This window comes from Frankia nepalensis (genome assembly GCF_016786325.1).
GTDB lineage: Bacteria > Actinomycetota > Actinomycetes > Frankiales > Frankiaceae > Pseudofrankia > Pseudofrankia nepalensis.
This window is the reverse complement of the sequence record NZ_JADWYU010000193.1, coordinates 21,952-35,681: the sequence shown is the minus strand read 5'-3', so window position 1 is coordinate 35,681 and position 13,730 is coordinate 21,952. Positions and strand designations below refer to the sequence as shown.

At 77.2% G+C, this 13,730-nt stretch carries 9 protein-coding genes and 1 pseudogene; 6 read left to right on the top strand and 4 right to left on the bottom strand.

The window, feature by feature from the left end; genetic code table 11:
• The 3 genes and pseudogenes from I6A81_RS29285 to mftR all read right to left on the bottom strand — a co-directional run.
• Positions 1–2,218: pseudogene (locus tag I6A81_RS29285) on the bottom strand (cation-translocating P-type ATPase); the annotation flags it as partial.
• 3 nt (positions 2,219–2,221) lie between these two features.
• Positions 2,222–2,761: a hypothetical protein gene (locus I6A81_RS29280; RefSeq protein WP_203010369.1), complete on the bottom strand. Its 540-nt coding sequence runs from the start codon at positions 2,759–2,761 to the stop codon at positions 2,222–2,224.
• 636 nt (positions 2,762–3,397) lie between these two features.
• Positions 3,398–3,988, bottom strand: coding sequence for a mycofactocin system transcriptional regulator (gene mftR / locus I6A81_RS29275; protein ID WP_203007170.1), 591 nt, complete (start codon positions 3,986–3,988; stop codon positions 3,398–3,400).
• 229 nt (positions 3,989–4,217) lie between these two features.
• Between mftR and I6A81_RS29270 the strand changes: the two genes are divergently transcribed.
• From I6A81_RS29270 to I6A81_RS29245, 6 genes are all read left to right on the top strand, one after another.
• Positions 4,218–6,281: a mycofactocin system FadH/OYE family oxidoreductase 1 gene (locus I6A81_RS29270; RefSeq protein WP_203007171.1), complete on the top strand. Its 2,064-nt coding sequence runs from the start codon at positions 4,218–4,220 to the stop codon at positions 6,279–6,281.
• Positions 6,278–8,290: a mycofactocin system FadH/OYE family oxidoreductase 2 gene (locus I6A81_RS29265; protein ID WP_203007172.1), complete on the top strand. Its 2,013-nt coding sequence runs from the start codon at positions 6,278–6,280 to the stop codon at positions 8,288–8,290. The genes I6A81_RS29270 and I6A81_RS29265 overlap by 4 nt, the downstream gene beginning before the upstream one ends.
• Positions 8,291–8,301: 11 nt before the next feature.
• The gene (locus tag I6A81_RS29260) at positions 8,302–9,513 is read left to right on the top strand and encodes a mycofactocin-associated electron transfer flavoprotein alpha subunit (protein ID WP_203010368.1); all 1,212 of its coding nucleotides are present in this window, start codon (positions 8,302–8,304) and stop codon (positions 9,511–9,513) included.
• Positions 9,506–10,885 carry an FAD-dependent oxidoreductase gene (locus I6A81_RS29255; RefSeq protein WP_203007174.1) on the top strand — a complete coding sequence of 460 codons (1,380 nt, stop codon included), beginning with the start codon at positions 9,506–9,508 and terminating at the stop codon, positions 10,883–10,885. The genes I6A81_RS29260 and I6A81_RS29255 overlap by 8 nt, the downstream gene beginning before the upstream one ends.
• Positions 10,882–11,205 (top strand): ferredoxin family protein, encoded by a 324-nt coding sequence (locus I6A81_RS29250; protein ID WP_238438478.1) that lies wholly within the window; start codon positions 10,882–10,884, stop codon positions 11,203–11,205. The genes I6A81_RS29255 and I6A81_RS29250 overlap by 4 nt, the downstream gene beginning before the upstream one ends.
• A 174-nt stretch (positions 11,206–11,379) precedes the next feature.
• Positions 11,380–12,375, top strand: coding sequence for a mycofactocin-associated electron transfer flavoprotein beta subunit (locus I6A81_RS29245; protein ID WP_203010367.1), 996 nt, complete (start codon positions 11,380–11,382; stop codon positions 12,373–12,375).
• 187 nt (positions 12,376–12,562) lie between these two features.
• Here the strand turns inward: I6A81_RS29245 and I6A81_RS29240 are convergent, their stop codons facing one another.
• Entirely contained in the window at positions 12,563–13,558 is a 996-nt protein-coding gene (locus I6A81_RS29240) for an AfsR/SARP family transcriptional regulator (protein ID WP_203005210.1), read from the bottom strand.
• Positions 13,559–13,730: the final 172 nt, after the last annotated feature.

Genomic DNA, 13,730 nt, shown 5'->3' with positions numbered 1-13,730 from the left:
GGCGGGAACCGCCGGCGCCGGGGCCGCGCTGGGCCGGTGGCGGGGCGCCGGCCCGGGGCGCGGCCGCCGCGGCCACTCGCGGCGCCGGCTGCGCGGTCGGCTGTGCCGTCGGCCGCTGGCCCGCCGGCCGCGTGTCCGCGCCGGTGGCGGCGCCCAGCCGGCGCAGGGCGGCCTCGGCGGTCAGCGCGTGCCAGTCGGTGTGCAGGACGGGCGCCGGCACGGCGCCCCGGTCCGCGCGCAGCGCCGCGACGAGCCCGGTGACGACGGCCGTCGCCGCGGCGGCGCTCACCGGCCCGCTGACGAGCGCGAGCCGGCGGGCGCTCGGGCGGGCACCTGGGCCGTTGACGAAGGTGGTGAGCGCGGCGAGCGCCGAGCCGGACACCGACAGGGTGGCGGCCCGCCGGCTCGTCGCGGCGGCAGGCGGCATGAACCGGAGCACCCGCCAGACGTCGGTCAGCTCCGAACCGCACAGCAGGTCGGCGGACCAGGGTGGCCTGCGGCCGGCGCGGGCGAGCCCGACGCCGACGTCGGCGGCCCGCAGCGCCTCGTCGCCCTCCTCGTCGGCGACGACGCACACCACCGCGCCCGCCGCCTGCAGCCGGTGAACCTGGGCGGCGAGCCCCGCCTCCCGCCGGGACGGCCGCGCCCCAGCGGCCTGGCGGGGCCGCGGGGCGGGTGGCAGGGTCACGTCGGCGAGGCCGGCGATGTCGGCGACGCTGGCATGCTCGGTCAGCACCACCCGGCCGCAGCCACGCGCGGCCCGAAGCACCGCCTCCGCGTGGCCGTCCAGCGTGACCCCGGCGAGCGCCCCGGCGCTGACCGAGCCGGTCCGCACCAGCAACGGCAGCCCCGCGGGGTCGGCGGCGCGGCGGCGGCCCGCGTCGTGCGCGGCGACGAGCCGGGTGCCGCCGGCGCGCGCGACCACCTCTCCGGGCCGGAAGGAGCGGCGTGGGTCGAGGTGGCCGAGCATCGTCTCCGCCCGGTCCCACGTCTGCGCGTCGGTGGCGGACAGCACCCGGACGCGCTCGCCGAGCAGCGCCGAGGCGCACACCATCACGGTGTCGACCCGGTCGAGGCGGCGCAGGCACCTGGCGTCGAGCGGCACGATGCCCCGGGCGGCGAGCCGGCGCCCCGCCGTGGCGGCGAACATCTCCCGCCCGGCTCTGGCCGCGCGCGGCAGTGCCGCGAGCACCAGCTCGCCGGCCAGCCGCGGGGAGCGGCCGACGACCAGTCCGGCGCCGCCGAGCGCGAGCCCGGCGGCCGCCAGCCGCGCGCTGGCCACCTCGACCGGCCCGTCGGGCAGCGGCACGGGCCGCCCGCGCCAGGCCGCGCCGCCGGGCCCACCGCGACCGGCGCCGGGCGGGCCGCCAGAGCCGCCGTCCGGGCCGCCCGGGCCGGGCTGGCCGTCGTCGGGCCCCGAGCGTCGCCCGGTGTCCGCGGTCAGCTCGGTGGCCCGTCGCCCGAACGCGAGCGCGCCCGCGCGCAGCTCGGCGATCCGCGCGAGCCGGCCGACGACGGCCACCGCGAGCACGTCGGGCTGTTGGGTGAGGGCGCCGACCCAGGCACTGGCGAACCCGAGCGCGAGGTCGGTGGTCGCCGGGCCGATCCGGTCGGCGAGCGCGGCGCGCAGCCGAGGCTGGCCGTCCACGACCGCGACGATGGCGCCGGCGGCCCGCGGCGCCGACGGCAGCCGGACGAAGCGCCCGGTCAGGGCCACGCCGAACGCGGCGGTGTCGACGGCGAGCGCGATGGTCTCGGCGAGCAGCGGGTCGGCCTCGGCCGGGTGGCGCTCGGCGAGCCGCGCCGGCCCAGGGCCCTGGCCTTCCTCGGCGTGCAGCGCGCGCTCGACGTCGCCGACGGTGTCGACCAGGTCGGACACCTCGACCTGGTCACCGTCGAACCCGACCAGCACCCGGCCAAGCCCCTCGTCGACCTCGGCCCAGTCCACGCCGGCGAGCCGGCGCAGCGCGTCGGACACGGCCGCGTGGGCTGACGGGCCGCCGGTGCGGGCGACCCCGATCAGCTCGATGTGCGCGGCGCCGTCCTCGTGCCAGATCCGGCGAGGCCGGCGGTCCGGGTGCGTCAGCTCGTGTCGCAGGGCGCGCGCCAGACGGCCGGGACCCGGCAGGGCGCGCGCCACGCTCACGGGGGCGGCCAGCGCCCGCGCGAGGTTCGCGCGCCCGGGCAGCGGCAGGCCGGGCGGACGCAGGGCGACCACCCGTCAGCTGTCCGTGGAGGCGCGGCGGCGGCCGTGGCCGTTGTGCGCGTGCGTCCCGTTGGCCGACGCGGCGCGGCGGCGGCTGGTGGCGTGCCCGTTGTGGGCGTGCTCGTCGTGGGCGTGCTCGTCGTGCCCGCGCCCGGGGAGGTGGAGGTGCTCCCACGGCCCGGTGCCGACGGCGGGGGCCTCGGGCCGGGTGTGCTGGGCCACCCAGGTGCCCGCCGCGATCGCGGCGGCTATCGGCCACTCGACCACCTCGATGGCGGCGAGCGCGCCGAGCCCCAGGTAGTAGGCCGTCTTGCGCGGCGACGGCAGGCCCACCGGCCCGATCCGCCAGCCCTCGTCACCGGCCCGCTCCGCCATGCCGGCACGCGCGGCGACGTCTCGCGCCGTGGCCCGCTCGAGCCCGAGCGGACGGTGGCGGCGCGGCATCTCGAGGCTGACCCGCAGGAACGGCAGCCGGAAGGAGGCGCCGGCCACGTCGTGCTCGCGCTCGATCGCGTCCGCGACGCCGCGGCGGTACCAGTCCTGGGACGCCGGCATCCGCTCGTCCGCGGCGCTCGTCCGGGGGGCGCCCCCCGGCGCGGGCCGCGCCGCGGCCGGGCGGGGGGCCCCCGACGTGGTCGGCGACTTCTCCCCGGCGGCGCGCCGCGCGGTCGTGCTCCTGGGGGTCGCCGTCCTGGAGGCCGCGGCCCTGGCCGTGCCAGCCCGGGTGGTGGCGGACTTGGTCGCCCCGGCCCGGGTGGTGGCGGACTTGGTGGTCGTGGTCCTGGTGGAGGTCCTCGTGGCGCCGGCGCGGGGCGCGGGGCGCGTCGCGGCGGGCCGCGACGATGCCGCGCGACCGGTCGACGGGGCGGGGGGTGCCGTCGCGCCGGCCCCCGGTCCCCCCGCCCGGGGGGGGCGGGGGGGGGGCGCGGGGGGGGGGGGGGGGGGCGGCGACTATGCCGCGCGCCGGGTCGACGGCGCGGCGGTTCCCGTCGCGCCGGCCCCGGTACCTCCGTCGCTGCTGGCGGTCGTCGTGCGCGCCTTCGACGGCATGGCCACTCCCCTTCCCGTCAGGCAACGGCGACGGACAACTACGCTTGGTGACTGCACTGAAGCTCAGTGTCTACCATGCGTCACGGCCGAACGCCCGTCAGCGGGCCAGCCCCCGGGTCGGGGCGTCGGTCCCGGCGGGCGCTACAGCGAGCGGTCCAAGCCGTCGACCAGCAGGCCAAGAGCCCGGTCGAGAATGGGGATCAGCTCGGCGCCGGCGTGCGCGAGCCACTCCTCGTAGCCGGCCACGGCGACACCGAGGAAGGCCCAGGCAACCGCCTGCGGCTCCAGCGCGCCCTCGTCGCGCCCCGTCCTGGCGGCGACGAACTCGGCGACGACCGCCCGCCACCGGGCGTAGCGAAGTGTCGAGTGCGCCTGCAGGGCCGGGGTGCGCAGGATCAGCGCCATCCGGCGCCGGTGCGAGTCCGTCTCGGCCACCGGGTAGGTGTTGAAGTCCAGGATCGCGCGGCGCAGCGCCGTGATCACGGGCACGTCCGGGCTGGTGGCCGCGAGCGCCGCGCGCATCGTCTCCAGGTGGGCGTCGAACTCCCCCCACACGACGTCGTTCTTCGAGGCGTAGTAGCGGAAGAACGTGCGCCGGCCGATGCCGGCGGCCGCGGCGACGTCGTCGACGGTCGTCGCCTCGAACCCGCGCTCCTCGAAGATCAGAAGCGCGTGCCGCTCCAGCTCGGCCGCGCTCGTCACCGGGCGCCGCCCGGCCCGCCCGCCGGTCACGTTGTCTGTCCGACGACCGGCCGGCGCGGCCTCACCGCGGGGCGGGGCGCCACGCGGGCGAGCGGAACGCATCCGGCAATCCCTTTCCTCTGGCACCCGGTGCCAATATGCTTCCCCTCATTCGCCCATCTATGACACCGAGTGCCACAGATGGGCGGAGGGCCGCCCCGGCCCCCAGCGGGCGACCGACCCATTGCGACATGGACGGATCTCACGGTATGGCCAAAGCATGACCGCGATCGACGGTAGTCCCGGCGCGTCGCCCGCGACACCACCGGCGCTCACCCGGCCGCTCGCGCTGCGGGCGCGCACGGCGCCGTCGCGTGTCCTGTTCGGCCCGCACGAGACGAACCTCGCCCGCCGCCGGGAGATCTCCGACCGGCACGTCGCCTACTATGCCCGCCGGGCGGCCGGCGGCGCCGGAGTGATCGTCACCGAGACGGCGTCCGTGACCGCCGACGACTGGCCCTACGAGCGCGCGCCCCTGGCCGCGGACTGCGGCCAGGGGTGGGCGACGCTCGCCGCCGCTGTACGCCCGCATGGCACCATCGTGCTCGCCGGGCTCGGCCACGCGGGCGGCCAGGGCTCCAGCGCCTACTCCCAGGCGGCGCTGTGGGCGCCGTCGCCGGTCGCGGACGCGGCCAGCCGCGAGCTGCCAGCCGAGCTGGAACGCGACGGCATCGACGCGATCGTCGCCGGCTTCGCCGCCGGCGCCGCGCTCGCCGTCGCCGCGGGCCTCGCCGGCGTCGAGATCGACGCCGGCCCGTTGGCGCTGCTGCGCCAGTTCCACTCGGGGCTCACCAACCACCGGGGCGACGAGTACGGCGCCGACCGGCTGCTGCTGACCCGCGAGGTGCTCACCGCGGTGCGCGCCGCGATCGGGGACGAGGCGATCCTCTCGCTGCGGCTGTGCTGCGACGAGCTGGCGCCCTGGGCCGGGGTCACCCCCGAGCAGGCGGCCGAGCAGGTCGACGCGCTCGCCGGCCTCGGCCTGCTCGACCTGCTCGTGGTGACCCGGGGCGGGCCGTACTCGACGACCGCCTACCGGCCGACGTCGCACACCGCGCCGACCTTCAACCGTGACCTGTGCGCGGCGATGCGGACCGCCGCCGCGGGCCGCCTCTCGGTGGCCCTGCAGGGCAGCGTCGTCGACGTCGCCGCCGCCGACGCCGCGCTGGCCGACGGCGTCGCCGACCTCGTCGAGATGACCCGGGCGCAGATCGCCGACCCGGAGCTCGTCGCCAAGGCCCGCGCCGGCGACGCGGCGCGGGTGCGGCCGTGCCTGCTGTGCAACCAGGCCTGCCGGGTCCGGGACAACCGCAACCCGATCGTGTCCTGTGTCGGCGAGCCGCGCAGCGGCCACGAGACCGAGGACCTCCCCGTCGAGGGCACCGACGCCCGCGCCCGCGACGCGCTGGTCGTCGGCGGCGGCCCCGCCGGGCTGGAGGCCGCCCGCGTGCTGGCGACCCGCGGCCACCGGGTCACGCTCACCACGAACGACACGGTGCTCGGCGGGGCGCTGCGGGGGGCCGCCGTCGGACCGGGCCGGGAGCGGCTCGCGCTGCTGGTCGACTGGCTGGCCGCCGAGTGCGAGCGCCTCGGCGTGCGCTTCCGGTTCGAGAAGACGGTCACCGCCGCCGACCTGGACGCCGCCGAGGCCGCCGGCACGGCGGTCATCCTCGCCACCGGGTCCGTCACGGCCGGCCGGGCCTACCCGGCGCCACCGGACGCGGCCCCCGTCGACAGCTGGCCCGCGCTGTCCCTGCTGGAGGCCGGCACGGCCGACGTGCTGCCAGGCGGGCCGGTCGTCGTGCACGACCCCGTCGGTGGGCCGGTGGCGATCGGGATCGCCGAGTGGCTGGCCGCCGCCGGGCGCGACGTCGCCCTGGTGACGCCCGACCAGGTCGCCGGCACGCTGCTGTCGCTGACCGGCGACCTCGCCCCGGCCAACACCCGGCTCGCCCAGGCCGGGGTGCGCCGGGAGCTGCGTGCCCTGATCCGGGAGGTCGGCGACGGCCGGGCGGTGCTCGAGGACGTCTGGACCGGCGCGCGCCGCGAGATCGGCTGCGCCGCCGTCGTCGACTGCGGCCACCGGCTGCCGAGGGAGGACCTCTACCTGGAGCGCCCGGGCACCCCGCGCGCCGGCGACTGCGTCGCCCCCCGCACCGCGCTGGAGGCGGTGCTCGAGGGCCGCCGCCGCGCGCTGGAGGTCGGCGCGGCCGCCGGGAGACCGCGGCGGGTCCCGGTCGCGGCCGCCGCTGGCACGGCCACGGGCGAAGGAGCGGGCCGATGAGCGCGACCGGGCGGTACCAGTACCTGTTCAGCCCGCTGCGGATCGGGCCGCTGACGGTGCGCAACCGGGTGGTGTTCTCGGCCCACCTGACGAACTACGCCGCCGACGGGCTGCCGACCGAGCAGCACGCCGCCTACTACGCCGCCCGTGCGGCCGGCGGCGCCGGGCTGATCATCACCGAGGAGCACTCGACCCACCCGACCGACTGGCCGTACGAGAAGCTCATCCACGGCTTCAACCCGGCCGTCATCCCCGGCTACCGGCGGATCACCGACGCCGTGCACGCCCACGGCACGCCGATCCTGGCGCAGATCAACCACAACGGCGGCCAGGCGTCGAGCATGTTCTCCCGCCAGCCGGTGTGGGCGCCGAGCCCGGTGCCCGACCCGCTGTTCCGCGAGGTGCCCAAGGCGCTGGAGCCGCACGAGATCCGCGAGGTCGTCGCCGGCTACGGCCAGGTCGCCGAGCACTGCGCCGCCGGCGGGTTCGACGGCATCGAGCTGCAGTGCTCGCACTCCTCGATCGTGCGCGGCTTCCTGTCCCCCGCGACGAACAAGCGGACCGACGGCTACGGCGGGTCGCTCGCGAACCGGGCCCGGCTGCTGCTGGAGATCGTCGACGCGGTGCGCGCCGCGATCGGGCCGGCCCTGGTGCTCGGCGTGCGGATCTGCGGCGACGAGCTCATCGAGGGCGGCACGACCATCGACGACGCGGTCGCGATCGCGAGGATGGTCGAGGCGAGCGGCAAGGTCGACTACATCAACACCTCGATCGGCGTCGCCACCGCCACGCTCTACATGATCGAGGCGAGCATGCAGGTGCCGCCGGGCTACGCGATGTTCATCCCGAGCGCGATCCGCGCGGCCGTCTCGCTGCCGGTCGTCGGCGTCGGCCGGTTCAAGGACCCGCTGCAGGCCGACCGCGCGCTCGCCGCCGGGCAGGCTGACCTGATCGGCGTGGTGCGCGGCCAGATCGCCGACCCGGACTTCGTCGCCAAGGCGCGCGCCGGGCACGCCACCGACATCCGCACCTGCCTGTCCTGCAACCAGGAGTGCGTCGGCCGGATGGGCCTGAACCGCTGGCTCGGCTGCATCGAGAACCCGCGCACGGGCCGGGAGGCGATCACGCTGCCGACGCCGCGCCGGCGCGGCCAGCGGGTGTTCGTCGTCGGCGGCGGCCCGGGCGGGCTGCAGGCCGCCGTCACCGCCGCCGAACGGGGCCACCACGTCACCCTGTTCGAGCGGTCCGACCGGCTCGGCGGGCAGGTGCAGCTGGCGGCGAGCGTGCCGAGCCGGGCCGAGTTCCTCGACATCGTCCGCAACCTGATCGCGCACGCGGCCCGGCTCGGCGTCGACGTCAAGCTCGGCGCCGAGGCGGACGCCGACCTGCTGCTCGCCGAGAAGCCGGACGCGGTCATCCTCGCCACCGGCGCCGCGCCGAACCCGCCGTGGTGGGCCGGCGGGGCCGTGTCATCAGGGCCAGACGCGGGCCGCCGCGTCGTCGACGTGCGCGACGTGCTGGAGGGCCGCGCCGTACCCTCCGGGAAGGTCGTCGTCGTCGACGAGCTCGGCTTCCACCAGGCGACGTCGGTGGCGGAGCTGCTCGCCGACCGCGGCTGCCAGGTCGAGGTGATCACCAACGGTATGGTCGTCGGGCAGGACCTGGGCGTCACACTCGACATGGAACAGTGGAACGTCAAGGCCGCCGCCCGCGGCGTCACCCAGGCCACGGACCTCGTGCCGATGGGCACGGCGCCGGCGGACGACGGCGGCGTGGTGCTGAACCTGCAGCACCACCCCACCGGGACCGACCAGACCAGGACCGTCGACTGGGTGGTTTGCGCCGTGCACCAGCGCGCCGAGGACTCGCTCTACAAGGCGCTGCGCGCCAAGGCCGGGGACGCCGCCGGGGAACTGCCGTTCTCCCTGACGAGGGTCGGCGACTGCCTTGCCCCGCGGCGGGCGCACGCCGCGGTCGTCGAGGGGCAGCGCGCGGCGGTGAGCCTGTGAACGGGAGCGTGATGACCGAGACAGCGACGCCGTCCACGACGGCGCCGGTCACCCCCGCCGGCGGCGTGGCCGCGGCCCCTCTCGTGGCCGGGTCGGCGCTCGCGCTGTCCGGCACCGTCGCCGTGGTCGTCGCGCGCGGCGGGCAGGTGCCGCCGGGCGGGGCCGAGGCCGCGGCGGAGGCCGGCGGGCGGGTGCTCGTCGTCGGCTCCGGTGCCGCCGAGGCCGCCGAGGCGCTGCACCAGGTGGCCGGCGGGCCGGCGTCCGAGGTCTGGTGGGCCGACACCGGGCCCGGCCTGCGCGCCGGGGCGCTGGCCGCCTCCCTCACGCCGCCGCTGGCCGGCGCCGACCTGGTGGTGCTGCCCGCGTCCGCCGACGGCCGCGACCTCGCCCCACGCCTGGCCGCCAGGCTGGACGTCCCGCTGCTGGCCGGCGCCGTCGCCGTGGGCCTCACCGAGGACGGTCAGGCGCGCGCCGAGCTGTCCCGCGTCGACGGCCGGCTGCTCGTCACGGCCATGTGCGCCGCGCCCGCCGTCGCGACCCTGCTGCCCGGCGCCCGGTCGGTCCACGACGCCGCCGCGCCCGCGGCGGCGACACCGGCGGAGGTGGCGGTGGCGGTGGCCGTCCAGCCGACGCGGACGCCGGACGTCGGCGAGCCGGCGGCGACGCCGGGACCGGTGGCCGTCACGCTGCCGGACGCGCCCGTGGGCGTCGTCGACGTGGAGGTCGTCGAGGTGCTGGAGCCGGACCCGGCGACGATGGACCTCGGCGAGGCCCCGCGGGTGCTCGGCGGCGGCGCCGGGCTGGTCGCGCGCGCGGGCGGCCTCGGCGGCGTGCCGCCCGAGGCGGCGTTCGAGCTGCTCGCGGGCGTCGCGGCGGCGCTCGGGGCGTCCGCCGGCGCGACCCGGGTCGTCACCGACGCCGGCTGGATGGGCTACGACCGTCAGATCGGCACCACCGGGATCGCCCTCGACCCTGAGCTGTACATCGCGTTCGGCGTGTCCGGCGCGAGCCAGCACACCGGCGGCCTGGGCGCGCCCCGCCACCTGGTGTCCGTGAACACCGACCCCAGCTGCCCGATGACCGCGATGGCCGACCTGGGCCTGGTCACCGACGCCGGGGCGCTGCTCGTCGAGCTCGCCCGGCGCCTCGGGGTGCCCGTCCCGGCCGGCGCGGCGGGAGCCGTCGCCGTCCCCGAACCGCGTGGAGAAAGCGCCGATGGCTGACCCGACGGCTCAGAAGGGCACCTGGCACGCGGGGCCCGGCAACGCGCCGGGCGCCCCGGTCGCGGACCAGGCGCCGGACGTCGACGTCGTCGTGGTCGGCGCCGGGCCCGCCGGCGCGGCGGCGGCACTCGCCGCGGCGCGGGCCGGCGCGTCGGTGGTGCTGCTTGAGCGCGGCCCGTTCCCCGGGTCGAAGAACGTCTACGGCGGCGTCATCTACGGCCGGATCCTCGACACGGTGCTGCCGAACTGGTGGGAGGAGGTGCCCGTCGAGCGCTGGGTGGTCCGCCGCTCCACGATGGTGCTCACCGAGACCCAGGCGCTCACCGTCGACTTCCGCACCCAGAGCTGGGCCGGGCCGCCCTACAACGGCATGACGGCCTACCGGGCCGACTTCGACAGCTGGCTCGCCGGCAAGGCGACGGACGCCGGCGCGCGGCTCGTCACGTCCACGGTCGCGACCGGGCTGCTGCGTGACGGCGCCGGCCGGGTCGTCGGGGTGCGCACCGACCGCGCCGACGGCGAGCTGCGCGCCAGGGTGGTGATCGCCGCGGACGGGGTCAACTCGTTCCTGGCCAAGGAGTCCGGCCTGCTGCCGAAGGCCGACCCGAAGCACCACACGCTGGGCGTCAAGGAGGTGCTGTCGCTGCCGCGCGAGGTGATCGACGAGCGCTTCTCGCTGCGCGGGCAGGAGGGCCTCGACATCGAGATGCTCGGCTGCACCCGCGGCATCCCCGGCGGCGGCTTCCTCTACACGAACACCGACACGGTCAGCATCGGCGCGGTGCTCGCCCTGCCGGGCCTCGTCGAGGCGAAGGTACGCCCCGAGGAGATCATCGCCGGCCTGAAGGCGCACCCGGCGATCGCGCCCTACCTGCGCGGCGCGACCGTGAAGGAGTACGCCGCGCACCTGATCCCGGAGGGCGGCTACGACCACATGCCGCCGCTGGCCACCGACGGCCTGCTGCTGACCGGCGACGCCGCCGGGATGACGCTCGCCGCCGGGATCTGGCTGGAGGGCGTGAACTTCGCGATCGGCTCCGGGCTCGTCGCCGGCAAGGTCGCGGCCGAGGCCGCGGCCGCCGGTGACGCCTCGAAGAAGCGGCTGGGCCGCTACCGGGACGAGCTCGAGAAGCAGTTCGTGCTCGCCGACCACAAGAAGCTGCGCGGCGCCCCGGAGATCATCCTGTCCCAGCGGATCCAGCGCCGCTACCCGGGGCTGGTCGCCGACCTGGTCGAGGGCCTGTTCACCGTGACGAACCCGGAACCGAAGCCCGGCGCGCTCGCGCTGCTGCGCCAGTCCGCCAAACGCAACGGAGTCAGCCTGCGCGAGCTCGCCCGCGACGGCATGAGGATCGGGAAGGTGTTCCGATGAGGCTGACCCCCAAGAAGTCGGCGGGCGACCGGCGGTACGGCGACATCGCGTTCGACGACCGGATGGCGACCGTCGACTTCCGGGTCGGCGAGCGGGCGCACATCGTCGTCGACTCGGACGTCTGCCGGTCGTGCACCACCCGGGCCTGCGTCACGGCCTGCCCGGCGAACCTGTTCGCGCCGACCTCGGACGGCGGCATCCTGTTCAACTACGAGCAGTGCTTCGAGTGCGGCACCTGCTACATGGTCTGCAACGGCGAGGGCGCGCTGACCTGGACCTACCCCGACGGCGGCCAGGGCGTCGTCTTCCGCCAGGGCTGACCGGCATCCCATGTCTCCCTCCGGACCCGCCTCCGTGCCCCGTTCCGAGCCCTCCTCCCCGTCCCCCGTTTCACCGTTCCCCGCCCATCACCGTCCGGTTGGTCAGGCCAACCGCGTCAGCGGCGACGCGGTTGGTCTGACTGATCGACGGCCAGCAGCCAAGGAGACAGATCGATGACGGCGGGGAGCACGGCCGGGCCGCTGGTCGCGGTGTGCCTGCGGGTGACGGATCTGCGCCCGGAGGTCGACCCGCTGACCGGGGTGCTGACCCAGTCGCCGCACGGCGCGGGCCTGTCCCCCGCGGACGAGGCGGCGCTGGAGCGGGCGCTGACGCTCGCCGAGGCCTGGTCGGGCCGGGTGCTCGCCGTCACCGCCGGCCCGCCGATCGCCGACGGCCCGCTTCGCGCGGCCGCCGCGCTCGGCGCCCAGGTGCTGCGGGTGGCCTGGCCACCGGCCGACGGCGCGCACGCGGCGGCCCCCGGTGGTGCCCACGCCCACGGCCCCGGCCTGGCGGCGGGCCGGGACCCGGAGCCGTTCGGCCCGGTCACCGACTACCTCGCCGACCTCGCCGGGGACACCCGCGCGCTCGCCGAGGCGCTGGCCGGCGCGATCCGGACCGTCGGCGAGCCGGCGCTGGTGCTCTGCGGCGACCACTCCCCCGACCGCGGCACCGGCGCCCTGCCCGCCCAGCTCGCCCACGCCCTCGGCGCGGCGGCGGCCCTGGGCCTCGTCGACCTGCGCGCCGAGCCGGCGCGCGAGGGGGCCGGCCCGCGGCTGCTCGGCGAGCGCCGCCTCGACGGCGGCCGGCGCGAGCGGCTGCGCATCCCGACGCCCGCGGTCTGCTCCGCCGAGGCCGCCGGCCTGCGCCCGCGCCGCGCCTCCCTGCCCGCGCTGCTGGCCGCCGGCGACGCCCCCATCCCGGTCGTCGAGCCGGCACACGGCACGGGCGGGGCGGTCCGGGTCGCCGGCGTCCGCGCCTACCGCCCCCGGACCAGGGTCATCCCGCCGCCGACCGGCGGTACGCCGCGCGAACGCCTGCTGGCCCTGACCGGCGCGCTGGTCGCCCACGATCCGCCCACGATCGTCGGCCCCACGACCCCCGCCGAGGCCGCCGACGCGCTGCTCGCCTACCTCACCCGCAACGGCTACCTGACGTCGAAGGAGTCGTGAACTCCGGGCGCCCGAGCTGACCAGGCAGCACCGCGGCTCGGCCGTCCTGGGCCGCGGCCACTATCGGTGGTCGGCGTCGGCCGGCACGTGAGCTCAGGCCGGCGATGGCGACGACCGCGCCCGGTGGGTCAGCTTCGCCGGTCCCCGCCACAGGTCCAGGGCCCGCTCCGACGCTGCTCCGTGACCCCTAGGCTTGATCGTAGGCTTGATCGTTACGGGATCCCCGCGCGAAGGTCCGGCCAGCGGCGGGACTTCTCGTTCCGTTGCTCTTCCACAAGGGCCCACCTCTCGACCCCCGCAACGCCGTCGCGAACATCTCCGGCGCCGTCGAGCCCGTCCGCGGTGCCGACGTGTGGGCTTTGCCGGCCGGTTTCCCCGCCGCCGCCTGAAGCGAAGCGGACGCGCCGACGCCGAACTCCCGCCGCAACAGGTCGTCCGCCAGGAACAGCTGCCGCCGGGCCGCCGCGTGGTCACCGACCATCACCAGGGCGCGCACCAGCAGTTCGTGGTTGCCCTCCGCCAGGGGGTTACGCGCCACCGCGTAGGAGGCGTATCTGACGGCGTCGTCGGCCTGCCCGGCCGCCAGCCGCGCCGCCGCCGCGTCGCGCAGGCGGGCCTCGTGCGCGGTCGCGACCCGATGACGCTGCACCCGCAGCCACGACTCGAACCCGGGCGCGGCGGTGAGTTCCACGCCCTCGAGCAGCTCGCCGTCGAGCTCCAGCAACGACCTGTCCGGGCCGGCCGGTGCCCGGGTGAGCAGGAGGACGTCGACCCAGACGTCGTCTCCAAGTGTCGTGTCCACCGGGTCGCCCCGGAAGACGTCCGGGGCTGCCAGCGCTCGTCGCAGTTCGGCGAGGATCCAGCGCAGCGCGCCCATTGGGTCGTCCGCCCCGTCGAACAGCAGGTCGGCCAGGTGCCGGCGGCAGGGCGCGCGGTCCGCCAGCACCAGGTAGCACAGCAGCGCCCACACCTTGCGCCCCCGCGGCGGCCGGACCGCCCGGCCGTGTTGCTCGATCACGGGCGGCCCGAGCAGCCGGATTTCCACGGCCCCCCTTCCGGGCATGCTCCGCGCCCGCGGCCCGTCGCCGTACCCGGCGACCGGCGACGGCGCAGGCGGCGCCTGCTCGGCCACCGCGGGCTGGGCCCCGGCGGTACCAGCAGTGGTCGGAGCGGTGATGGTCATGGGTGTCTTCCTGTCTGGCTCACGGACACGGATCACCGCGGGCCCGACAATCGCGGCCCTGGTCTTCTTCTCAAGAATCGATTCAGCGTCCCGGCGACGCCGTGGGACGTCGTTGTCCTGCTTCTGGTGCGACAGGGAAACACAGCCGGCTGAAATCAGGCTGACACGTCGC